This window comes from Undibacterium sp. CY21W, assembly GCF_014284265.1.
Lineage (GTDB): Bacteria > Pseudomonadota > Gammaproteobacteria > Burkholderiales > Burkholderiaceae_D > Undibacterium > Undibacterium aquatile.
This window is the reverse complement of the sequence record NZ_JACOGE010000003.1, coordinates 14,136-37,217: the sequence shown is the minus strand read 5'-3', so window position 1 is coordinate 37,217 and position 23,082 is coordinate 14,136. Positions and strand designations below refer to the sequence as shown.

The window sequence follows — 23,082 nt, the reverse complement described above, 5'->3', positions numbered from 1 at the left end:
AATTATAACGGAGACAGAATGAAGCCGCTGAAAACAACATCCTCAAAGAAAAAATCAACGCCAACTGATCACTATCCGCAACTGTACCAAGACTTCCACTGGAACGTTCCCGAACATTTTAATATCGCCGAAATCTGCTGCCATCGTTGGGCCGACGACCCGAAACGCGTTGCTATTTTTCATGAAAACAGCGAAGGAATCAGCGGTCGTCTGACCTATGCAGAGCTGCAAAGACAGGCGAATCAGCTCGCTAATTTACTCCGTCTGCAAGGAGTGGATCGCGGCGATGTCGTCGCCAGCATCATGCCGCAACGCCCCGAAACAGCCATTACGCTGATGGCCTGCATGCAACTGGGGGCGATTGCGATGCCACTGTCTTTTTTGTTTGGCCCGGAAGCGCTTGAGTATCGCTTGCAACACAGCGAAGCGGTTGCACTGGTGCTCGATGCCAGTGGCCTCGATGCCTATCTGGAGATTGCAGCAAGTTGCCCGCATTTAAAAACGGTGATCACAGTCGATTGTCCCGATGCGCCTGCCGATTTTCATCCGCTGGAATGGGAAGCCTATATCGCCAACATGCCCGCTGAATTCGTCTGCGAAAAAACACGGGCGACCGACCCCGCGATCCTGATTTACACCAGCGGCACCACCGGCGCACCGAAAGGCGCACTGATTCCGCATTCAGCGATGATAGGCAATCTCAGCGGCTTCGTCGCTTCGCAAAACTGGTTCCCGAAAAAACACGATGTGTTCTGGTCACCCGCAGACTGGGCCTGGACTGGCGGCCTGATGGACGCGTTGTTACCGGCGCTGTATTTTGGCAAACCTATCGTCGGCTATCACGGCAGATTTACCGCTGAAACCGCGTTTTACCTGCTCGATAAATACAAGGTGACTAACACATTCCTGTTTCCGACTGCACTGAAAATGATGATGAAGGCAGTCCCCGCGCCACGCGACAAATACAGGCTGAAATTACGCGCGATTATGAGCGCAGGCGAAGCCGTTGGCGACACCGTGTTTCACTGGTGTGAAAAAGCACTGAAAGTCACACCGAATGAAATGTTTGGACAAACCGAGATGAATTACATCGTCGGCAATAGCCATCAGCAATGGCCCGCAAAGCCAGGCAGCATGGGGCGCCCCTACCCTGGTCACAGGGTTGCGGTGATTGACGATGACGGGCATGAAGTCAACACCGGCGAAACCGGTGAAGTGGCCGTGAACCGCTACGATATTCACGGTCACCCAGACCCAGTGTTTTTTCTCGGCTATTGGAAAAACGATGAAGCGACCCGCAATAAATTTACCGGCGACTGGTGCCGTACCGGTGATCTGGCGTTGCGCGACGACGATGGCTACCTCTGGTATCAGGGGCGCGCCGACGATATGTTTAAAGCAGCTGGTTACAGAATCGGCCCGTCTGAAATAGAAAACTGCCTGATCAAACATCCGGCAGTCGCGAATGTCGCTGTCGTACCCAAGCCAGACAAAGAACGCGGTAATCTGGTCAAAGCCTATGTCGTATTAAGCCCCGGCATTAAAGCGAATGACAAGCTGACCAAGGAATTGCAGGCGCATGTGCGCGGCAAACTTGCGCCGTACGAATATCCGAAAGAAATTGAATTTATCGCCGCCCTGCCAATGACGACGACAGGCAAAGTGCAAAGACGGGTATTACGTTTGCAGGAACTGGAACGTGCGAATAAAAACGGCGATTGAGCAGCAAAGGCGTAGCAGATAAGCTGTCGTTTATTGCGCCTGACTCAGCAAGGTGGCGCTCAATGCCTGCGCCGCCTGCTCTATCACTTCATCAATCGCCTTGCCATAAGGTGTGGCTCTGAAAGCATCGCCTGCGAAAACATGTTCCGCCCCGATCAGCACATCACCGCTGGCCTTGCCGCTGAAATCAAAACGCCCCAGCAAACTGCCAGCGCGCGCATCATAAACCCGGATCTCAATATCGATCACCCGGCTCTGCTTTTCACGCAACCCCCACAATATCGACTGTGTATTGATACCCGCATCGCGGACTTCACCGGCCACCACATAGCGCACATCATATAAACCGGCGATTTGCCCCAACAGTTGCGGGCTCGCCGGAGACAAGCGCCACTCCGTCGATAATAAATCCGGCGTCGTTTTCACTTTCCATAACTGTTTTTCAAGGCGATGTCCGATTTCTCTTGGCAAGCCTTGCGCAATATTATCGATGTCTTTCAATTGCGCCTGCTTGTTCACGGCAAACCCCGTCAACAAGATACTGCGGGCGCCATCTGGCGATAGCTCAGGCGCCTGCGCATGCACGATCAAAGGCGTGATGCAGGCGAGAGCAAGCAAAAAATAGTGAATGACCGCCAATCGATAAACGCGCATGATTTTCTCTCAGGTTAAATACCGTTTCATCATAGCAGCCAGCCGGATTCAGATAAACTGCAAACAGCAAGGGATGGCACGCTTATATTTCATCTTAAACACCGCTGAAATATCGCTGAACCATCACAGGGCTTACGCAAAGCCGCCCGAGCGGCGTTGTGGCTCCTAGCCGTACTTTCGTACTGTCTTCGGCGCCATGCCTTGCTGGTACAACTTTGCGTAAGCCCTACATCAATGAGACATCAAACGATAACACCCCGATCTGACACGCACATGGACCACGACTTACGCATCACACTCGCCATGCCAGAGCACACCGATGCCCTGCTCGCCTTTGAACTCGACAACCGCACGCATTTTGAACAATGGATCGCCAGTCGTGGTGACGCTTTTTATACCGCCGCAGCCGTTCGCAGCAGTCTGGAACAAGCGCAATGGGCAAGAAATGCACAAAAGGAATATCACTATCTGGCCTGGGTCAACGATGCCATCGTCGGCCGCGTGACTCTGCGCGGCGCAGAACGCGAACATTATTTTAAAGCCTCACTCGGCTATCGCTTCAGTGCACAGCACGGCGGCAAAGGCTACGCCAGTCAGGCGGTCAGTCATGTGGTCGAAGAGGCGTTCCGCTCACTCAATCTCTGGCGCATCGAAGCCGTGGTGATTGCCGATAATCTGCCCTCACAGGCCGTGATGCGCAAATGCGGATTCCAACAATACGGCCACTCACGGCAAGCCGTGTTGCGTCACGGTGTCTGGATGGATTTGCTGCATTATGAAAAACATGCGAGCGAGTTCGCGATCAACTGAGCATTTACGACGATGATTGTTATGAGTCTGACGTTAGAGTTGGGGCGCGGCTCGTCAGAGCCGTCGTCCCTACAGTGGCTTGGTCCAGCGCATGATTTGATATTTGCTAAGCTCACAGCCCGGACACAACCAATCATCTCCAACTTCACACCAAAGGTGACGATAGTGAAGTCCGTCGTGAAATCGATAGTCTTCTTCGGTCGGCACTCGAATATTCACGGCACGTAACCCATAGGTTAACCGGGGTCGAAGGCGGAGGGTACCAACAGCTAGCCCTAGTGAAAGACTTGTTACCTTTTGCATTAATCAGACTTTCTCGCTGTCCATTGAGTGTGCTCTCTAGAAAATGCGCTTTCACTATTCACGACGAATTCAGAGAGTTCCGTCTCAGTTTTTACGGATAGCGCCTCGCCTTTAATTAAAACGATCTCATGAGCCGTGAGGCCATATGAGGAGTTTAGCTCGCTGTGCTTCTTTGCCTGAAGCCATGTAAGAACCGCGCCCGCCGCTGTTGCTATAACTTCCACTGGAACACTGGCGCTAGGATCTTTGATTCGATAAAGAAGCATGAGTATTGCGATGGCATGAAGCGCAATTGAAGCGCAAAACCATTGGAACGCTCTCTTTTTGTTAAAAATTGACTTCCTGGAGTACCAGTCAGCTTGATTCCTTATTCGCTGCTCCTGATAAATAATTAGTCTTTCCTCTAAGGGGAGGTCGCGAATGGTTTTCATTTTTTGGGAAATCGGATCCAGCACACCTGCCGAAGACGTCAATTCATGAGACAAGCTTCTGTTCTGGGACAAGATTGATTTCAGGTCACTTATAAAGAGCTTAGACGTGATTTCATGGTTTCCGATGTCTTGGTATGGTTCTGCTTGCATCATCCAGCGCCATGATCGTGTTTTAACGGACTCAGCAACGGCGCGTCCGTTGTACCAAATGTCATCTGGCTTTTTAACTTTTAAGCTTATGAGAATTCCCAGCGTGACAAGGAAAAGCACCGCAGATGCCAGTGCCCCTTGTGTGTCTGTTGGCCAAAGAAACGAGACTAATGCGGCGCAAACCAGAAGAACGAGATAAACACCAAGCGCGCCAAAATACCAAAGCTGAGCCCTGAGGGAAGCTCCATCGGCTGCTTGATACAAGCCAGGGAGATCTTTGTTATTGTCAATAGTTTGAGGCATAAAGTGGCGTCACTTGTTTTGAGCGTAATAAAGATCCCAGATGCCGCTTATCACTGATTGCTTGTTCCATCCGACACTCTGATCTGCATTGCTGGTAACAACTTCAGCACTCTTTTGTTGCCCCCATGGGTTTACTGCCAATATTGGTTTTGTATATTGCTTTGAACCTTCGATTTCTTTTTGAATCCATTTGCTATACGCGGCGTACATTCCGGTTGGAATAACAATTACATGCGATCGTGCAATTTGATTGTGAATTGCATTCGTTAATTGGAGTGTGCTGGTTACGTTGTGTATGGGGTCATCTTTTGGTATTGAGAAATTTCTAAAGTCTAGCGACGCCTGACCTACCGACCAGTTCTCACCAAAAATCCATGAGGCAAGTGTGTCGTAATGCCATGAGTGGGCCCAAGCATGGCTGATGAATACATGTATTTGTCGGGTGCTCATAAAGTCTCAACCTTGTTAATGTTGTGGTGTGTGCGGAGTAAAGGCACTAACTTGTTTTAAAGCGCAAGAAACCGACGTTAACATATTTGTGCAATTTTAACAATCAGGTCTCCACCCTCTCAAAACGCTTATGGTTATTTATTTTCGCAAATATTTCCATAGGAAGTTAACTCAGGGAAAGCGCACTATCAACGCAGTTGATTTTTAGTGTATTCAATCACCGAAATAGCTAAACGCTCCTCACCCTGTGCCGCCGTGCAGAACGGCGATTGCGCAGCCCAAACCACGGATTTTGCATTCCATCGCAAATCGCTGGGCTTTCCATTTTTCGCGGCACATACTCTGCCCCATCACTCAGCGATCACGCATCGTTGATGCAAGGATTCGTACTGGATCACCACCGTTTTAACTTTACCGGAGAGCCTTATGCGCTATATGTTGATTTTGCCTTTACTGTTCGTCTCATGTCTGGCATCGGCAGAAGATGTCAGCCGCGATGTGCCTGCCTTCAATACTATCCGCAGCCGCAGTGCGTTTAATGTCACGGTTGAAGTTGGCAAAGCGCAGTCCATCACTATCCGTGGCAATGACAAATTTACCGGCAAGGTGGTGACGGAAGTATTCGGCAATGAACTGCTGATCTCGTATAAAGAAAAAAATTCGGTGCGGATTGCCGATGACGCACAAGTCATCATCACAGTGCCGGAATTAAATAGTTTCAAAATGGAAGGTGCGGGTGTGACGCGCTTGAAAAATATCAATGCCAATGATTTTTCAATTTCTTATGAAGGCGCAGGCAAGCTGGTGGCCAGTGGCAAAACCCGCTCGCTGCATCTCGCGGCACGCGGTATAGGTTTAGTCGACACCAAGGAATTAATAGCAGAGCGTGCCGATGTTAACATCGAAGGCGTGGGTGCCGTTTCTGTGTATGCGCGTGACAGGCTGAATGCTTCGGTACAGGGCATAGGCAGTCTGACGTATTACGGTAATCCGCGCAGCCTGAGTAAATCGGTCGAAGGCATAGGCAGCATCAAGGCGGGCGACTAAGTTTAGATCGAGCGCAATGGCGCGCTGATTACAGATCAAATGCAGAGCAAATACGCGCGGCGGTTTATCCCTTATGCGCCGCGAGCAAGAGTAATAGCAGGAGGGTTTTACCCCGGGAGGCTGCCTTCCGGGGATTTTTTGCGTTAATCCCGCTTGAACGATAACTGGCAAATCAGGCAGAGAAACGCAGGTTAAGCCTGATGCAATGCCGTCAGCTCATCTTCATTGAAACCGGCGCTGCGTCTGGCTTCCAGATTGAAAGGGCCGCGTAATTTCGGTGCTGCGTACTGCGCAGCCAGGCGCGCATAGGTCGCAATCACATCCAACCCTTGCTCATCGCACAAACGCTTGTACCAGGCATTGCCAATCGCGACATGGCCGATTTCATCGCGATAAATAATCATCAGAATATCGGCCCCGGCTTTATCCCCTGCCTGCGCCAGTTTCGCAGAAACACCGGGCGTGACATCGAGCCCGCGCGCTTCGAGTGTGCGCGGCACCAGCGCCAGCCTTGCCAGCAAATCGTCGCGGGTTTTTTCTGCCATTTCCCACAAACTATTGTGGGCTGGATACGCGCCGTAGTAACTATCTATCGAATGCAAATGCGTTTCCAGTAATTGAAAGTGATACGCCTCTTCTTTCGCCACTTTCAGCCAGTCACGATAAAACTGCTCTGGCATCCCGGCAAAGCGCCACAGAATATCCGCTGCCAGATTAATCGCATTCATCTCAATATGCGCGAGGGCGTGGATCAGTATGCGTCTACCCTCCAGCGTTTGCATCGCTCTGCGACCGACCTGACCGGGTGGAATCAGCTCTGGCTTGGCAGGACGCCCGGGAATGCCGTCGGGAATCGCGAACTGCTGTTGCGTATCAATGGGCGCATCATCCGCTATCGCCCGCAGGATCGCGCATTTAACGCCGGTGTCGTTGGCCAGCAAGGCGGACAGTGCCGCAGCGCGTAATTCCATAGGTGAATTTGTTTGCAAAATACTCTTCTTATCGATTATCGGACTAACGGAAAACCGCCCCAGCTGCGTTATGGCTCCTAGCCGTACATTCGTACTGTCTTCGTCGCCACGCCTTGCCGGGGCAATTTTCCGTCAATCCTAATTACTCCGGCATCATCGGGCGCGGAGCGTTAAAATAACGGGTTAAATACTTGTCGATGCATCAGCAAAGCCAGTCCGCAGCTTCATCCGAGTCACGGTCATGCTGCATCGATACCAGTTCGAAACGCAGTCTTTGTTACTATCGTCACACAACTATGTCTTTGCTTGTGTGAGCAGCAGCAAACAAAGTTTTATCAGCCGCTATTTTACGGAATTATCATGCCCATCTACCAATTAGGCGATATCGCGCCGGAAATCGATGCCTCCGCTTACATCACCGATACCGCAAAAATTATCGGCAAGGTGAAAATCGAAGCGCAAGCCAGCATCTGGTTTGATGTCACGATTCGCGGTGACAATGAACTGATCACGATCAGCGAAAAAAGCAATGTGCAGGAAGGTTGCATCCTGCACACCGACCCCGGCTATCCACTGACCGTGGGTAAAAACGTAACGATAGGCCATCAGGCAATGCTGCATGGCTGCACCATCGGCGACGGCTCACTGGTTGGCATACAGGCGGTGATATTAAATGGCGCGAAGATCGGTAAAAATTGTCTGGTCGGTGCTGGCGCGCTGGTCACCGAAGGCAAAGAATTTCCCGATAATTCGCTGATTATTGGCACACCAGCCAAAGCTGTGCGCCAACTGACAGAACAAGATATTCTGGGCATGCGCTACAACGCTGAAAACTACGCCAGCCGAGGCCAGGCGTATAAAACCCAACTCAAACGTATTGATTAATATTGATTAAAAATGAAAGGATGCTGGCTTGTATTAGCGGCATCCTGAAAATTTTTACCCGCTTCAGAAAAACAGAATCACCATGACAGACACCTTACAAAAATTTATGTTCGAACATGCCGGCGTACGCGGCGAGCTGGTCGAAATGGAAAGCGCCTGGCAACAAATGCAGTCGCATCAAACCTATCCGCCTGCGGTGCAAACGATGCTGGGCGAAATGATGGCCGCCGCTGCCCTGCTCTCTGCCAATCTGAAGTTCAACGGCACGATGATCATGCAAATTCACGGTGATGGCCCGGTCAAATTGATGGTGGTTGAATGCGACTCTGAACTACGTCTGCGCGCCACCGCCAAACTGGCAGACGACGCCGTGATTGAGAACCATGAAACCCTGAAAGACCTGGTGCATGCGCACGGACATGGACGCTTCGTGATTACGCTCGATCCGAATGACAAGCTGCCGGGGCAACAGGCGTATCAGGGCATCGTCCCGCTCGATGGCGACAGCATTGCGACTGTCATTGAAAATTATATGCAGCGTTCAGAACAGCTCGACACCAAACTCTGGCTGGCCGCCAACGATAAAGTCACGCGCGGTATGTTGCTGCAAAAGTTACCGAAAACCGGTGGCAGCGAATCGCAGGTTGAGGATGAAGCCGAAGCCTGGAATCATGCCGTCATGCTGGGTGATACTTTGAAAAAAGACGAAATGCTGAATCACGACATCGCAACGCTGATGCACCGCTTATTCTGGGAACAGACGCTGCGCGTATTCGAGCCGCTGCAGCCAAGTTTTCATTGCAGCTGCACCCGCGAAAAAGTGGGAGACATGCTGAAAATGCTGGGGATAGATGAAGTGGAAAGCGCGATCGCAGAATTCGGCAAACTCGATATCAATTGCGATTTTTGCGGCAAACATTACGGTTTCGATCCGGTTGATTGCGCCCAGTTATTCGTTGCTAAAACATTGGCAGAAGGCATCCTGCCCCCGGGCGACAGCAAGCACTGATCTGCCGTACTTTTTCAAAGAAGGCTGCCACACTCTGGCAGCTTTTTTTATTTCACTGCGTATTCTCATCTACTTCCGTCGGCTGTTCTCGCTCCAGCCATGCCGCTCGTTCCGGCCCAATGCCGTCCATTCGACGGATAGCTTGAAGCTCGGGTAGCGTTCGTAGAATTGTCGGCATCGCCATTCGAAGTTGTGATATTCCACGTATTTTTCAGCTAAGCAAGATGCTATCCTTACGGACACAGTACGAGTTCGGACAACTGCGGACAATCACGCCACTCCCAATCTGATGTTGTTCTGCCAAATGAATCGTGCCCGTATAAAACGCCTTTTTTCGGATATCGGAAATATGAACAAGCAAATTGTACTTAAAGACGATACGGGAGAATTTACGGTTTCCATCTTCCAGCCACCTGGTGCATTCCGGACTGTACTTTTCGCAGTGGGGGGCGGGGGAAACCCGTGTCGCCACATGCCTCTGTTGAACATGTTGGCTGAACAGGGATGTACGGTAATAGCGCCCCACTTCGAGCGGATGACTAGCCGCTTGGTTTCGGCGACTGAACTGGCAATGAGGATTCGGAGGCTTCGTCTCGCACTCGACTTCGCAGCGCGAGCGGAACAAGCTATCTACGCCGTCGGACATTCGATAGGCTCAGCGATACTGATTGGTTTGGCCGGCGGTCAAATGTGGATGCATGACGGCAAAAAGCTAGACTTTGAAGCAGACAAAAGAATAGAACGAATGGTGGTGTTCACTCCGGCAATGGATTTCTTCACAGTGCCTGGCGCTCTTGATGAGGTGCGCACTCCGATACAAGCGTGGGCCGGTTTGCTAGATTCTATTACCCTTCCGTCTCAGACCGTATTTCTAAAAAACACCCTGGGTTCGCTGGTGGACGCCCGTTTTATTGAGGGTGCAGGTCACTTCTCCTTCATGAACGAACTGCCGCCAAACGTCGTAGATACTATTGAGAAACGCGAACCGTTTTTCGCCCAGCTCAATCTCGAGGTCAGCAAGTTCCTCTTCAGTTGAGAAGCGCAAGGCGTACCCGTGGAAGAATGTGCCAAGAGCTGCCTGTCAGGGGCGAAAACAAACCAAACAAAATTAGGATTATTGTGAGAGTTTTTGAAGCAGTCAAAACGTTAAGGGGCTGGTCCTGGATTTTAGGTGCAGTTTCACTCGCACCAATAGTATTTTTTTTATATCAAAATTGGCTATTTTCTCAGTGGGCCAAGAAACTTGCGAGTAATGGTGAGTTTGTCTGTGGTACAGGAATATTTGCAATATTTATTCTATGTACAGTTGTCGCTACGTGTTTATCTGCCGTAGCCACTTTTATCGGGTTTCTCGGCTATCTTAAGATTGATAAACCTAGACCACGAAAAAGGTTATTTGAGGTGTTGGTAATTGGAAGCATTTTGGTCGCCGCAGGTGGAACTTGTTTAACGCTTATTTAGGCCACTAACGGCCAGAAGCAGACATAGAACCAATTCTCACTATGAAGTCCAGCATTTATACCTAGCAGCTATTATTGCTGTCATGATGCAGCCACTGATTGGGATGACTACATTTTTCCCGATATGGATAGGCGCTATGCCGTCTCTTGATGTTTTCCTCTTTTATTCGATGGCTGTTCTGATTGTATCGGGGCTAGTGGTTTTTTTGCTCGGAATACCTTGCGTCTCTATCCTTCACAAAACGCAGAAACTAGGGTTCGTCAGCCTAAGCGTATGTGGAATTTTCTTAGCTATGCTGCCATACCTTTTGATTGGCCGCCCTCAATATCTCGATGGATATACGGCAACTGGGCAATGGCATGGACAAGCACTGAAGTTTTATGAGAACGGTCAGCCAATGGCATTGGCTTGGCTGAATTATGCTGAAGTGGCATTAGGTTTTGGCATTCACGGACTCTTAGGTGCTCTAGTTTTTTATGCCTTTTGGTGCAAATATAAAATACCTGCGTTTTCAATTTAAAGCGAACGTCCGAGTTGGGGCGAAAGCCGTCGGTTATATAAAATCATCATTCCAAATTCACATGATCACTTCTAGCGTTTCGGTATCAGACTGGAATCAATTGACTACTGCGGATCGGAATCACTGGCCGCCATTGAACGAGAATGGTTGGCTGTTTTTGAACTGGAATGAATGGTTGGTTTTTACTGGAATACGCATTTCGTCGCCATTTTTTCTTCAGCGCTGCCTGTCAAAAGCTGGCCGATCACTGACGCCATCTTTGCTCAAAACTCGTCGCAGGCAGGCAAAAATAGGCAAAAACAGTTAAAAACAGTTAAAAACAGTTAAAAACAGGGTAAATATACTCCCCGGAGTATATTTTAAAGCCCAGCATTTACGCTGAGAATAAGCATAAAACGCAATATACTCCCCTGAAATTGCTATTTTATCGAATCTGGAAAGCAGATGCGTGCGCCACACCCGGCCGATACGATGCAGTTGCCAGCAGTATCCAGAAATTAAAAAACCGCAGCGAACACTGCGGTTTTTTTTGAGTAGCAACGCAATCAGAATGCGGCAATTCCCGTTTGCGCCCGGCCCAGAATCAGAGCGTGAATATCATGTGTGCCCTCGTAGGTGTTCACGACTTCCAGATTCACCAGATGGCGGGCAATACCATACTCATCTGAAATACCGTTGCCGCCCAGCATATCGCGTGCAGTGCGGGCGATTTCGAGCGACTTACCGCAGGAATTACGCTTCATGATCGAGGTGATTTCGACTGCGGCTGTGCCTTCGTCTTTCATGCGTCCCAAGCGCAGGCAACCTTGCAGCGCAAGTGTGATTTCGGTCTGCATATCCGCCAGTTTTTTCTGCACGAGCTGATTTGCCGCCAGCGGGCGACCAAACTGCAAACGGTCGAGTGTGTACTGGCGTGCCGTGTGCCAGCAAAATTCTGCCGCACCGAGCGCACCCCAGGCGATACCGTAACGCGCTGAATTCAGACAGGTAAATGGCCCTTTCAAGCCTTCGACATGCGGCAACAGGTTTTCTTCGGGAACAAAAACCTCATCCATCACAATTTCGCCTGTAATAGATGCACGTAAGCCTACCTTGCCGTGAATCGCCGGTGCAGTCAGACCTTCCCAGCCTTTTTCCAGAATAAAGCCACGGATACGGCCATCATCTGTTTTTGCCCACACTACAAAAATATCGGCAATCGGGCTATTGGTGATCCACATTTTGGCGCCCGTCAGCAAATAACCACCCGGCACCGTTTTGGCGCGAGTGACCATGCTGCCGGGATCAGAACCATGATCTGGTTCTGTCAGGCCGAAACAGCCTATGTATTCACCCGATGCCAGTTTCGGCAGATATTTCTGCTTTTGCGCTTCACTACCGAATTCGTTAATAGGTACCATCACCAGCGAACTTTGCACGCTCATCATAGAGCGATAGCCGGAATCAATGCGCTCGACTTCACGCGCGACCAGGCCATAACAAACGTAATTCAGACCCGCACCGCCATATTGTGAAGGAATCATGGAACCAAGCAGACCCAGCTCGCCCATTTCACGGAAAATCGATGGATCAGTGCGCTCGTGACGGAAAGCCTCCAGCACACGCGGCGCCAGCTTTTCTTCGCAATAAGCGCGGGCGGCATCTTGTACCATGCGCTCTTCATCCGTTAACTGCGAGGACAACAATAAAGGATCTTCCCAACTGAATACTGCCTTGGCCATCAAATTCTCCTGAATGATTTTTGAATTTTTTAAATCAAAGTCTCGCAAACACATAAACCGCAATACACCGGACGGATGAAGCTGACAACGTATTTTGATATGCCTTCATACGCCAGTGATTTATCCTGAGTCATGCACTGGTTTCCACTCTGATTGCTGTCTCTTGAAATTTGTTTTCCATGTATCGGGCTACCGCACCGGAATCTCTTAACTGACAGAGATTCCTTCTGCAGGTGATACATGCAACAGCGATAAACCCAGTTGCGCCCTGCGCACCAGCCACGGACTAGGGCGATAACGAGGGTCACCTGTGCTGTTCAACAAATTTCTTAGTATCAATAGTATACGCAAAGCACCCAGTTTGTCGCCCCACGCGAGCGGCCCGATTGGATAAGCCAGGCCAGCAACGACCGCTTTATCCAGATCCTGTGGCGTACAGATGCCCTGCTGCACAATATCGCAAGCAACATTGACGATACTTGCCAGCATACGCTGCACGACAAAGCCGTAGCTATCTTGTATCAGGCTCACAGACTGCCCATATTTGCCTAAGCTCAACGCCAGTCGTTGTGCCAAAGCCAGATCTGATGCCGGATTCAACATCAGAGTCAGGTGGCCGTAACAGCCGGTCAGGCTATCGATTCCCAGCGTACAGCGAGCGTCTAATCCCAGCCGCGCAACACAGGTACTCACATCCTCGCCATCAGGGCTGACGATGCAGATCGACTCTGGCGATGGCGTCTTATTCTCATCGATGATGACGTCACTACGCACAAACAAATCAGTCAGGGCATCTGATGCCAGACTGTTTTCATGACTGAGCCAGACTTTCCCTGTCCAGGCTGTGCTGTCAGGTAGCCGTGGTGCGACAGGCTCTGGCGGATACGTGTAAAACCCGCGTCCGGTTTTGCGCCCGAGTATGCCGGCCTGTACGCGTTGTGCCGCAATCACGCTGGGGCGATAACGTGGCTCTTCATAATATTGGTGGTAGATCGCTTCCATCACCGGATGTGAGACGTCGAGGCCGGTCAGATCCATCAATTCAAATGGTCCCAGCCTGAATCCGGCGGCGTCGCGCATGATCTGGTCGATCTGGGAAAAGTCCGCCACGTTTTCCTGCAGCAGCCGCAACGCCTCCGTCACGTATGCGCGACCAGCGTGATTAACGATAAAGCCGGGGGTATCTTTTGCCCTGACGGGCGTATGACCGAGTTCGCCAACAAAACTCATCAGCCGTGGCGCTATCGTCGCATCGGTCAGCAAGCCGTCGATGACTTCAACCACTTTCATCAGCGGCACAGGATTAAAAAAATGCAGACCGGCCACGCGTTGCGGTAGCTTGCCTGAAGCGGCAATCGCCGTCACAGAAAGGGACGACGTATTCGTCGCCAGTATGCAATCGTCACGGACAATCTGATCGAGCTGACGGAAAAGATCGCGTTTGATGTCAAGATTTTCGACGACGGCTTCGATCACCAGATCGCTGGCAGCCAGTGCCTGTAACTCATCGACGATATGTAGTTTTGATTTAGCGACAGAACATTGATGATGGGTGATTTTTTCTTTTTGCTGCAACTTATCCCACTGCGCAAAAATATCAGCCCTGGCTTTTTCAACAACCGCCGCATTTGTGTCGAATAACAATACCTGCAAGCCAGCCTGGGCACTGATCTGCGCAATGCCGCGCCCCATCGCACCGGCACCAACGACAGCGACTACTCGTATCATATTCACGACTCCTGCATCATTACATTCAAGCTGTTTGCCCGTTTTCATCATGCAGAATTCAGGCACACAGAAAGACTGACATCATTGGATATTTTTCAACTGTTTTCTTATGATAACGCGAGACGTGGCAACTTCACGTTAATAAAGTGAAGAAAAAACCAAGAAAAAAACAGAAAAAAAGAATAGCAACAACATCCGCGTTGCATCAGCGTCGAATCGGGGATGAATCAGTGACTAATGACGGTTTCCGACTTTTCGGCGGGGGAAGTGCTGGTAACAGAGGCGGGAGATGGCGCATTTTTATCCAGAATCTGAACAAAAATCTCATCTTTTTTGATCATGCCTAATTCAAACCGGGCACGCTCTTCGACAGAGTCGGTACCAGTTTTCAGATCGGCGACTTCCGATTCCAGTTTGGCATTACGTTCTTTAAGTTTTTCATTCTGACTTTGCGCCTGAGCGACCTGACGTTCAAATTCCCACACACGCAACCAGCCGCCCTTCCCCAACCACAAAGGATATTGGATCAGCGCCAGCAAAATAACGAAGGAAACAGCAATCAGTCGCACAAAGACTCACATCAGAATAAAAATAGTAAAAAGGGGAACAGCGTTCCCCTTTTTTGCACCATGTTACCAGATCACTTCAGATTGTAGAATGCATCACGGCCTGGATAGCTCGCAATTTCACCCAAATCTTCTTCAATACGCAGTAACTGGTTGTATTTTGCCATGCGGTCAGAACGCGACATGGAGCCGGTTTTGATCTGCAATGCATTCATACCAACCGCGATATCAGCAATCGTGCTGTCTTCAGTTTCGCCGGAACGATGAGAAATCACTGCTGTGTAACCAGCACGTTTTGCCATTTCAATCGCAGCGAAGGTTTCAGTCAACGTACCGATCTGGTTGATTTTGATCAGGATAGAATTGGCGATATTTTTCTGTATGCCTTCTTTCAGAATCTTGGTGTTCGTTACGAACAGATCGTCGCCAACTAACTGTACTTTTTTACCCAGTTTTTCGGTCAGAATCGCCCAACCTTCCCAGTCACCCTCTGCCATCGCATCTTCGATAGAGATAATCGGATATTTATCGACCCAGGTCGCCAGCAGATTGGTGAAATCTGTAGAAGACAGTGTCAGGCCTTCGCCTTCGAGGTGGTATTTGCCATCTTTGTAGAATTCAGATGCAGCGCAATCCAGACCCAGAGCGATCTGTGTACCTGGCTCGTAACCTGCTGCTTCAATCGCCTGAATAATCATTTTGATCGCAGACTCATGATTATCAACGGAAGGAGCAAAACCACCTTCGTCACCAACGGCTGTTGTCAGACCTTTGTCGTGCAGAATTTTTTTCAGGGCATGGAATACTTCCGCGCCGTAGCGAATCGCTTCACGGAAAGTCGGCGCGCCAACCGGGATAATCATGAATTCCTGAATATCCAGATTATTGTCTGCGTGGGCACCACCGTTGATGACGTTCATCATAGGCACAGGCAATTGCATTGCGCCGGAACCGCCGAAATAACGATACAAAGGCAAGCCAGCTTCTTCTGCCGCAGCTTTCGCCACTGCCATCGATACCGCCAGAATCGCATTGGCACCGAGGCGGCCTTTGTTTTCTGTACCGTCGAGATCGATCAGCGTGCGGTCAAGAAAGGCTTGCTCGTTCGCATCCAGACCCATGATCGCTTCAGCGATTTCAGTATTGATGTGTTCGCAGGCTTTCAAAACGCCTTTACCGAGGTAACGGGATTTGTCGCCATCGCGCAATTCAATTGCTTCACGTGAACCGGTAGAAGCACCGGATGGTACCGCCGCGCGCCCCATGACGCCAGATTCCAGCAAAACGTCACATTCAACTGTCGGGTTACCGCGTGAATCGATAATTTCACGACCGATAATATCAACGATGGCACTCATTTAATTCTCCTCAACGATCAATATAGATAACAAAGTAAAACCTGTTCTGACTCTGCACACAGCGGAAAACCAAGCTGCAGATAAAACTATCGCGACGCCCCACTCATCACAGAGCCGGACATCGCGGAGAAAACGTCGCTTTATCTTTCGCCGGCTGCCATTCACTGCCAACAGCGGCGAATCATGCACATGTCAATTTATGCGAAGCTGGATTCGAGGAATCCGTTCTTTTTAACCACACGATCCAGATCAATCAGAGTGGATAATAATTCTTTCATGCGCCCCAAAGGTACTGCATTCGGGCCATCAGACATTGCCTCTGCCGGATTCGGATGTGTTTCCATAAACAAACCAGAAACGCCAACCGCAACCGCGGCACGCGCCAGCACAGGCACGAACTCACGCTGCCCGCCTGATGTTGTACCTTGCCCACCTGGCAATTGCACAGAATGCGTTGCATCGAAAACGACCGGGCAATTGGTTTCACGCATAATTGCCAGCGAGCGCATATCTGACACCAGATTGTTATAGCCGAACGAAGCACCACGTTCACAGGCCATGAAATTATCTTCGTTCAGGCCTGCCGCTTTCGCCGCTGCTCGCGCTTTAGCAATCACGTTGACCATATCGTGCGGTGCCAGAAACTGCCCCTTCTTGATATTCACTGGCTTACCAGAGCGGCCACAAGCTTCGATGAAGTCAGTCTGGCGGCACAGGAAAGCGGGCGTTTGCAGCACATCGACCACCGCCGCAACTGGCGCGATTTCATCAATCGCATGGATGTCCGTTAATACTGGAACACCAATCTGCTTTTTAACCTCAGCCAGAATGTCCAATCCCTTTTCCATGCCGAGGCCGCGGAAAGAAGTACCAGAAGAACGATTCGCTTTGTCAAAAGAGGATTTGTAGATAAACGAAATCCCCAATGCCTGCGTGATCTCTTTCAACTGACCTGCAGTATCAAACGCCATTTGCTGAGATTCGATCACACAAGGGCCTGCGATCAAAAAGAATGGCTGGTCGAGACCAACATCAAATCCGCATAATTTCATGCTTATTTTCCTTGAGCCTTTTTATGGGCAAGTGCAGCTTTGGCGAAAGAAATGAACAATGGGTGGCCATCACGTGGAGTTGACTTGAACTCAGGATGGTATTGAACACCCATGTACCAAGGATGTACATCGCGCGGCAATTCCATGATCTCGCACAGGCCTTCTGTCGCCGTGCGGGAAGAAACAACCAGACCAGCCGCTTCTACGCGATCAAGGTAATGATTATTCGCTTCGTAGCGATGACGGTGACGCTCAGTCACTGAGTTGCCGTAGATTTCTGCTGCCAGTGTGCCGGGTTTGATGTCGCACGTCTGCGCACCGAGACGCATGGTGCCGCCGAGGTCCGAATTTTCATCGCGGCTCTCAACTTTGCCGTCATGGTTTTGCCATTCGTTGATCAGCGCAACCACTGGTTGTTCTGTCTCAGGGTCAAACTCTGTGGAATTTGCCAATGTCAGTCCAGCTTTGTTACGGGCATATTCAATCAACGCAACCTGCATACCGAGGCAGATGCCGAGGTAAGGAATTTTGTTTTCACGTGCATAGCGCGCAGCAAGGATCTTACCTTCAACACCGCGTTTACCGAATCCGCCTGGTACCAGAATCGCATCGTATTTCTCCAGCGCTTTAGTACCATGCGCTTCGATTTCTTCGGAATCAACGTATTCGATATTCACGCGGCTTTCGGTATGAATACCGGCGTGACGCAAAGCTTCTGTCAACGATTTATAAGACTCGGTCAGATCGACATACTTACCAACCATGCCGATAGTCACTTCTTCTTTTGGATTTTCCAGCGCATAGATCAGTTTGTCCCACATGGACAAATCTGCTGGCTTCGGTGATAAAGCCAGTTTGTCACAGACGATTTTATCCAGCCCCTGATCATGCAACATCTGAGGAATTTTATAGATGGTGTCGGCATCCCACACAGAAATCACTGCGTCTTCTGCCACGTTGGCAAACAAAGAAATTTTCGCCCGCTCATCATCAGGAATACGGCGATCAGCGCGGCACAATAAGGCATCCGGGAAAATACCGATCTCGCGCAATTTTTGTACGCTGTGCTGCGTTGGTTTGGTTTTCAATTCACCGGCAGCGGCGACGTAAGGCACCAGCGTCAGATGTACGAAGGCAGCGGCGTTACGCCCTGCGCGCAGACTCAACTGACGTGCGGCTTCGAGGAAAGGTAATGATTCGATATCACCGACGGTACCGCCGATTTCAACCAGCGCCACATCTGCGCCTTCAGCACCACGGTAAATAAATTCCTGTATTTCATTGGTGATATGCGGAATCACCTGCACGGTCTTACCGAGATATTCGCCGCGACGTTCTTTGCGGATCACGGATTCATAAATCTGACCGGTCGTGAAATTGTTTACTTTCTTCATTTTTGAAGAAATAAAACGCTCATAGTGTCCCAGATCCAGATCAGTTTCAGCACCGTCATCGGTCACAAATACTTCACCGTGCTGGAATGGGCTCATGGTACCCGGATCAACGTTAATGTACGGATCCAGTTTGAGCATAGTGACTTTGAGGCCGCGCGATTCAAGGATGGCGGCGAGAGAGGCGGCAGCGATGCCTTTACCCAATGAGGAGACTACGCCCCCCGTAACGAATACAAACTTAGTCATTGCAGAAGGTGCCGGACGGCACAAGCGGGAAATTCGAATTATACATCACTCTCGGACATGTACGCGAATTCCCCCTTCGCACTAACAACTTATTTTGCCTTACATCGCATAAGAAAATTGCAATCTGACAAAATTCTGCGCGCCAGTCGCATCTGATATTTCCTTAATTTCATTTGCTCTTCGCAACACGGATGCACTGACAGCATATTTTTCAGCCTGCCATAAATAACCCAGCTCTATTTCACCTCCGGATCGTTTGGGTGTGAGCTTTCCCTGTTCGTTATTGAAGTAGCCGCCTTGTATCGTTGCGTTATAGCCCACGACTTTTGCCTCTGCTCTGGCAAACGCATAACTTGCAGGCTGATGCGGCAGACGATTCAAGGTGCCGGCACGCAATTCCAGTTGTGCGCTGGCATCCGTAAATATATTGCCGAACCGCGCTTTGAAGCGTGGCGAGATATCCACTCCCTCAAACGGCAATAAACGCCCCGGCGACATTTCTGCCCCTAAAACCAGACCCCACTCGTTGCGCAATTGCGTGCTCCAGGCCTGCGGCTGCGCCTGCTGCAAAATACGATGCAGATGATTTTGCGTCCATTCACCGCCAGCGCAAGGCCCCAGACATCCGGCATCCACGCTCCAACGCCAACTACGTCCTGTCATCTGCGTTTTCTGACCGAACACCCCGGCATATAACCAGCCGGCATAGGGATGGTCATTTCGCGCCAACTGCGATGGCAGTAGTTTGATGTCGGACGATGTATATAAATCCTGCCCGATACGCCATCCGTATTCGGTCGATTGCTCGGCCGTCTGACGGACAAAGCTTTGCTGCAAATGATTACCGCTGGTATAAAAACGATCATCCTTATTCATCAACAGACTATCGTTTTCAATTTCCAGTTGCCAGATGGCTTTTCCCGATTCTCTGACCTGCACAAACTCAGACCAGGATGGCAAGATAACGCTGTCGTCGGCAAAAGCAAAACTGCTCAGACACAACGTCGTCAGCGCCGACAAAGATAAAACTAATTTTCTTGATCTCATCATTTTTTATTTCGGATATAAATTCAATTCAGTCAGCGTCTGTCGAACTGCAGCCGCTGTTTGCAAGGGCACTTCCATCGGGATCAGATGCCCACCCTGTATCAGGGCGTAGTGCTTACCCATCAGTTTTTTAGTGTAAAAGTCTCCCGCCTGACGACACTCAACAGACTCAGTTCCACCGACAAAACCGATAGGTACTGACGGTGGATTCCGTAGCAAACGTCCCAAATTATGCGGCAAGGTACGATAGATTGCCGTTTCCACTTCGCGTGTAAAACGTAAAGTCACGCCTTCAGGACAAGGCTTAACGCCTGCATGTATGTAATCCCACAATACCTCAGGCGGCCAGATGGCGAATAATTCTTTGGCAGCGAAATGCTGGTAGGCTGCTTCCTTATCTTTCCAGATATGCCTGCGCTTTTCAGCAAAACGGGCTGGCGACACTTTTTTATCCAGATCAAATGCCTTGAATATACGCAGCAGGAAAGCGCGCCAGCCAGCGACGATAGGCGAATCCAGAACAACCACGCCCCGCACCAGATCCGGTCGTTCAGAAGCGGCAAGCAGGCAGAGAATGCCGCCCAGAGAGTGCCCCACCAGTATCACTGGTTGTGTGTAGCGTTCAAGCAGAGTTGCTATCAATTCCTGCACGAGGCAAGGCCATCCATCCGTCACTGGATAAGCAGCGTCATGACCAACCATATCCGTGGAATGCACATCATAGACATCACGCAACTGATCAAGAAAAAGCCTGTAAGTACCGGAAGGGAAACTATTCCCATGAACAAAATGAAGGACTGGCTTAGCGGTTTTTTCCACCATAATGAATACTGCATTATTGTGCGTACCAATAACGCGCATGCTCCTGTCTGAATTGAGAAAACTGCAATGATGTACCGAATTGTAATGTGATTGCACCCGATTCATCGGTTCTTAGACGTTTTATTCCAAAATCGGCGTAGCGATTCCACACTTCAGTTTTAGGATGGTGGTAACGATTCAGATAGCCCAACTGAAAAATAGCTAACTCTGGCCGCACAGCTTGCAGAAACTCCGGCGTGGACGATGTGCCGCTGCCGTGATGCGGCGCCAGCAACACATCAGCTCTGAGCTTATCCGGAATACTGTTCACCAGCTCATCTTCCTGCACTGCCTCGATATCTCCCGGCAATAACATGGCGTAATGACTGGTCGATACTTTCAAGACGCAACTGCGCGCATTCGGCTTCCATTTCGTGCTGTCATAGCTCGCCACAACCGGCTGCAATATCTCGAACAAAATGCCATCCCAGCGCCATACCTGACCGGACTGGCAACGACGATGTTGTCGCGATTCAGCCACAATCGCACTGTCAGAATTCAATGAACTCAGCACCAGACTGACAGGCATTTGCTTCAGTATGCTCAATGCACCACCCGAATGATCGCTGTCGTTATGCGACACGATCATGGCATCAAGCCCATTGATGCCTTGCGCTTTCAGGTAAGGCAAAATAATTCTGCTACCGCTATCCGATTCCGCAGAATAAGCCGGGCCTGTGTCGTACAAAAAACGATGAGCACTGGTCTCGATTAACAAAGCCATGCCCTGCCCAACATCCAGCGCAGTCACTTTCAGTTGCCTCTCAGCGACTGGTACTGGCTGATGAGAAATCAAAGGCAGGCAGCAAAATATCCCTAGCCAGCGCATAGGCCAGGCTTTCGGTAGCAGCATCCAGACAACACCTGCCAGTGCCAGCGCAAACACCCAGAAAGGAGGATAAGCCGCAGTCCATACGGCTGCCGGGAAAGTGCTCAGCCAACTCAGAACAGTTGCCAGCATTTGCACAGTCTCATGCGCCAGCGACAACACCACAGCAGACGCACCTGAAGGCAGAACGCTGCCAAGTAAGGCCAGAGGCGTCACGACAAAACTGATCAGAGGAATCGCGACGGCGTTGGCAAGCGGACTGATCAGGGAAAACTGCCCAAACAAAAACATCGTCAGAGGAACCAACCCCACGGTCACGGCATACTGTGTTCGCGTCGCCACACGCAAGGACGATGCAATCTGCTGTCGCCGAGTTGTAGCGCTCCCATCCTCCACGCCCACTGCGGCAAATAAAATCACCGCGACCGCACCGAAAGAAAGCCAGAACCCCGGAGACAGTACCGCCCACGGATCAAGTACCACAACCAATCCCAGTGCCAGACACAATACCGATGAAAAGCTGGTCACCCGACCATTCCAGACGGCCAGCGCAACGACGCACAGCATGTATAAGGTACGCTGCGCGGGCACACCAAATCCCGCTAATGCCACATACAAAAACGCAATAACCGCTCCGGCAAGCGCCGCTACTTTTTGCGCAGGCACCATCAACGGCAGTGACAAATTGAGAAAAAATGAATGTCGCCAGAGAAAAGAAATCAACCCGGCGAACAAACCGGCGATCATTGTGATGTGTAATCCTGAGATGCTTATTAAGTGACCTATTCCCGCGCGATTAAACACCGTCCAGTCCGATTGCGAAATTTCGCGCTGGTCGCCGATTACCAGCGCAACAATCACTCCGGCATAAGCTTTCCCTAGCAACGCGGCATGAATACGATCGCGTAGCATAGCCCTACAACGTTCAACGACATTGCCAAAATTCCAGACAAATTCTTGCAGACGTTGATTAGGATAAGCAGATGATGCTGGTCTGACGGTTCCCGTTGCGCGTATTCCCTGCTCCAGCAACCAGACCTCGTAATCAAAGCCATGCGGATTCGCAGATCCATGCGGGCGTTTTAAACGCAGATTGAATTGCCAACGCTCGCCTGGCTGCACGTGCAAATCTTCCGTGCCTTGATACGCCGACAGAGCGAGTTTTTCTGGAAAATGTTGACGTTCATCGACCGATAAATCGGAACTGATGACGTGTTCCACAGCAAAATTAAATCGTTCACCTCGGTCAAAATATGCGGGCAAACTATCTATCGTTCCCACCACGACCAGATCTTTACCTTCATACTTTGCAGGTAAAGACCTCGTCAGGTAAAAGTGGGCGAACAGACTGGCCCAGACAAAACCAATAATGCCAGCAAACAGCGTCTGGCATAACACTCTTACGACGGCAGGCAGTTTCTGATAGATAGAAAAACGATAACCCGCCAGCATCAGCAAGACTGCAGCAAACAACATCAGGAAAAGAGTATGCACCTCCAGCAAGGCAGCCTGCTGCTGCAACAAAGTGACACCGATCGCCAGGCCGATGCACAGTGCCTGCATA

20 protein-coding genes are annotated in these 23,082 nt (G+C 50.2%); 7 read left to right on the top strand and 13 right to left on the bottom strand.

The annotated features are described in order from the left end of the window. The first annotated feature begins 18 nt into the window (after positions 1–18). On the top strand, positions 19–1,722 hold the full coding sequence (locus H8K29_RS08175) for an acyl-CoA synthetase (protein ID WP_186897198.1): 1,704 nt from the start codon (positions 19–21) through the stop codon (positions 1,720–1,722). A gap of 30 nt (positions 1,723–1,752) precedes the next feature. Here the strand turns inward: H8K29_RS08175 and H8K29_RS08170 are convergent, their stop codons facing one another. Next, complete coding sequence (locus H8K29_RS08170; protein ID WP_186897197.1) at positions 1,753–2,376, bottom strand: flagella assembly protein FlgT middle domain-containing protein; 624 nt, start codon at positions 2,374–2,376, stop codon at positions 1,753–1,755. Between the two features lie 273 nt (positions 2,377–2,649). Here H8K29_RS08170 and H8K29_RS08165 point away from each other — a divergent pair, with 273 nt between their 5' ends. Then, the gene (locus H8K29_RS08165; RefSeq protein WP_186897196.1) at positions 2,650–3,186 is read left to right on the top strand and encodes a GNAT family N-acetyltransferase; all 537 of its coding nucleotides are present in this window, start codon (positions 2,650–2,652) and stop codon (positions 3,184–3,186) included. A 302-nt stretch (positions 3,187–3,488) separates the two neighbouring features. Here the strand turns inward: H8K29_RS08165 and H8K29_RS08160 are convergent, their stop codons facing one another. Next, positions 3,489–4,373, bottom strand: coding sequence for a DUF4231 domain-containing protein (locus tag H8K29_RS08160; RefSeq protein ID WP_186897195.1), 885 nt, complete (start codon positions 4,371–4,373; stop codon positions 3,489–3,491). Positions 4,374–4,382: 9 nt separating this feature from the next. Continuing rightward, positions 4,383–4,823: a TIR domain-containing protein gene (locus tag H8K29_RS08155; RefSeq protein WP_186897194.1), complete on the bottom strand. Its 441-nt coding sequence runs from the start codon at positions 4,821–4,823 to the stop codon at positions 4,383–4,385. Positions 4,824–5,249: 426 nt separating this feature from the next. On the opposite strand from H8K29_RS08155, the gene H8K29_RS08150 reads away from it, so the two are divergent. Then, positions 5,250–5,870, top strand: a complete 621-nt coding sequence (locus H8K29_RS08150; protein ID WP_186897193.1) for a GIN domain-containing protein — start codon at positions 5,250–5,252, stop codon at positions 5,868–5,870. Positions 5,871–6,061: 191 nt separating this feature from the next. Here H8K29_RS08150 and H8K29_RS08145 read toward each other — a convergent pair whose 3' ends face one another. After that, a complete protein-coding gene (locus tag H8K29_RS08145) occupies positions 6,062–6,841 on the bottom strand; it encodes a ferritin-like domain-containing protein (RefSeq protein ID WP_186897504.1) in 780 nt (259 codons plus the stop codon). Positions 6,842–7,201: 360 nt separating this feature from the next. On the opposite strand from H8K29_RS08145, the gene H8K29_RS08140 reads away from it, so the two are divergent. The 4 genes from H8K29_RS08140 to H8K29_RS08125 all read left to right on the top strand — a co-directional run bounded on the left by H8K29_RS08140 (position 7,202) and on the right by H8K29_RS08125 (position 10,716). Beyond that, positions 7,202–7,726, top strand: coding sequence for a gamma carbonic anhydrase family protein (locus tag H8K29_RS08140; RefSeq protein WP_186885591.1), 525 nt, complete (start codon positions 7,202–7,204; stop codon positions 7,724–7,726). A gap of 82 nt (positions 7,727–7,808) precedes the next feature. Continuing rightward, positions 7,809–8,735, top strand: coding sequence for an Hsp33 family molecular chaperone HslO (gene hslO, locus H8K29_RS08135; protein ID WP_186897192.1), 927 nt, complete (start codon positions 7,809–7,811; stop codon positions 8,733–8,735). A gap of 349 nt (positions 8,736–9,084) precedes the next feature. Next, positions 9,085–9,771 carry a hypothetical protein gene (locus H8K29_RS08130; RefSeq protein WP_186897191.1) on the top strand — a complete coding sequence of 229 codons (687 nt, stop codon included), beginning with the start codon at positions 9,085–9,087 and terminating at the stop codon, positions 9,769–9,771. A 561-nt stretch (positions 9,772–10,332) separates the two neighbouring features. Beyond that, a complete protein-coding gene (locus H8K29_RS08125; protein WP_186897190.1) occupies positions 10,333–10,716 on the top strand; it encodes a hypothetical protein in 384 nt (127 codons plus the stop codon). A 545-nt stretch (positions 10,717–11,261) separates the two neighbouring features. Here the strand turns inward: H8K29_RS08125 and H8K29_RS08120 are convergent. The 9 genes from H8K29_RS08120 to H8K29_RS08080 form a co-directional block, all read right to left on the bottom strand. After that, a complete protein-coding gene (locus tag H8K29_RS08120; protein WP_222610865.1) occupies positions 11,262–12,437 on the bottom strand; it encodes an acyl-CoA dehydrogenase in 1,176 nt (391 codons plus the stop codon). 207 nt (positions 12,438–12,644) lie between these two features. Further along, a complete protein-coding gene (locus H8K29_RS08115; protein ID WP_255423310.1) occupies positions 12,645–14,165 on the bottom strand; it encodes a 3-hydroxyacyl-CoA dehydrogenase in 1,521 nt (506 codons plus the stop codon). A gap of 227 nt (positions 14,166–14,392) precedes the next feature. Then, positions 14,393–14,734 carry a cell division protein FtsB gene (gene ftsB, locus H8K29_RS08110; protein WP_186897189.1) on the bottom strand — a complete coding sequence of 114 codons (342 nt, stop codon included), beginning with the start codon at positions 14,732–14,734 and terminating at the stop codon, positions 14,393–14,395. Between the two features lie 71 nt (positions 14,735–14,805). Beyond that, a complete protein-coding gene (gene eno, locus H8K29_RS08105) occupies positions 14,806–16,089 on the bottom strand; it encodes a phosphopyruvate hydratase (RefSeq protein ID WP_186885597.1) in 1,284 nt (427 codons plus the stop codon). Positions 16,090–16,286: 197 nt separating this feature from the next. Further along, positions 16,287–17,141, bottom strand: a complete 855-nt coding sequence (gene kdsA, locus H8K29_RS08100) for a 3-deoxy-8-phosphooctulonate synthase (RefSeq protein WP_186897188.1) — start codon at positions 17,139–17,141, stop codon at positions 16,287–16,289. Positions 17,142–17,143: 2 nt separating this feature from the next. Further along, entirely contained in the window at positions 17,144–18,781 is a 1,638-nt protein-coding gene (locus tag H8K29_RS08095) for a CTP synthase (RefSeq protein WP_186885599.1), read from the bottom strand. Between the two features lie 99 nt (positions 18,782–18,880). Continuing rightward, positions 18,881–19,831, bottom strand: a complete 951-nt coding sequence (locus H8K29_RS08090) for a lipid A deacylase LpxR family protein (protein ID WP_186897187.1) — start codon at positions 19,829–19,831, stop codon at positions 18,881–18,883. A gap of 3 nt (positions 19,832–19,834) precedes the next feature. Beyond that, positions 19,835–20,689, bottom strand: coding sequence for an alpha/beta fold hydrolase (locus H8K29_RS08085; protein WP_255423309.1), 855 nt, complete (start codon positions 20,687–20,689; stop codon positions 19,835–19,837). After that, positions 20,664–23,081, bottom strand: a complete 2,418-nt coding sequence (locus H8K29_RS08080) for a DNA internalization-related competence protein ComEC/Rec2 (protein WP_186897186.1) — start codon at positions 23,079–23,081, stop codon at positions 20,664–20,666. The genes H8K29_RS08085 and H8K29_RS08080 overlap by 26 nt, the downstream gene beginning before the upstream one ends. Position 23,082 lies beyond the last annotated feature (1 nt).

Coding starts and splice junctions, on each gene's coding strand:
- H8K29_RS08160 (WP_186897195.1), bottom strand. CDS start 4,373: ATGCCTCAAACTATTGACAATAACAAAGATCTCCCTGGCTTGTATCAA.
- H8K29_RS08170 (WP_186897197.1), bottom strand. CDS start 2,376: ATGCGCGTTTATCGATTGGCGGTCATTCACTATTTTTTGCTTGCTCTC.
- kdsA (WP_186897188.1), bottom strand. CDS start 17,141: ATGAAATTATGCGGATTTGATGTTGGTCTCGACCAGCCATTCTTTTTG.
- H8K29_RS08145 (WP_186897504.1), bottom strand. CDS start 6,841: ATGGAATTACGCGCTGCGGCACTGTCCGCCTTGCTGGCCAACGACACC.
- H8K29_RS08125 (WP_186897190.1), top strand. CDS start 10,333: ATGCCGTCTCTTGATGTTTTCCTCTTTTATTCGATGGCTGTTCTGATT.
- H8K29_RS08150 (WP_186897193.1), top strand. CDS start 5,250: ATGCGCTATATGTTGATTTTGCCTTTACTGTTCGTCTCATGTCTGGCA.
- H8K29_RS08080 (WP_186897186.1), bottom strand. CDS start 23,081: ATGCAGGCACTGTGCATCGGCCTGGCGATCGGTGTCACTTTGTTGCAG.
- hslO (WP_186897192.1), top strand. CDS start 7,809: ATGACAGACACCTTACAAAAATTTATGTTCGAACATGCCGGCGTACGC.
- H8K29_RS08115 (WP_255423310.1), bottom strand. CDS start 14,165: ATGATACGAGTAGTCGCTGTCGTTGGTGCCGGTGCGATGGGGCGCGGC.
- eno (WP_186885597.1), bottom strand. CDS start 16,089: ATGAGTGCCATCGTTGATATTATCGGTCGTGAAATTATCGATTCACGC.
- H8K29_RS08120 (WP_222610865.1), bottom strand. CDS start 12,437: ATGGCCAAGGCAGTATTCAGTTGGGAAGATCCTTTATTGTTGTCCTCG.
- H8K29_RS08165 (WP_186897196.1), top strand. CDS start 2,650: ATGGACCACGACTTACGCATCACACTCGCCATGCCAGAGCACACCGAT.
- H8K29_RS08140 (WP_186885591.1), top strand. CDS start 7,202: ATGCCCATCTACCAATTAGGCGATATCGCGCCGGAAATCGATGCCTCC.
- H8K29_RS08155 (WP_186897194.1), bottom strand. CDS start 4,823: ATGAGCACCCGACAAATACATGTATTCATCAGCCATGCTTGGGCCCAC.
- H8K29_RS08085 (WP_255423309.1), bottom strand. CDS start 20,689: ATGCGCGTTATTGGTACGCACAATAATGCAGTATTCATTATGGTGGAA.
- H8K29_RS08130 (WP_186897191.1), top strand. CDS start 9,085: ATGAACAAGCAAATTGTACTTAAAGACGATACGGGAGAATTTACGGTT.
- H8K29_RS08095 (WP_186885599.1), bottom strand. CDS start 18,781: ATGACTAAGTTTGTATTCGTTACGGGGGGCGTAGTCTCCTCATTGGGT.
- H8K29_RS08090 (WP_186897187.1), bottom strand. CDS start 19,831: ATGATGAGATCAAGAAAATTAGTTTTATCTTTGTCGGCGCTGACGACG.
- H8K29_RS08175 (WP_186897198.1), top strand. CDS start 19: ATGAAGCCGCTGAAAACAACATCCTCAAAGAAAAAATCAACGCCAACT.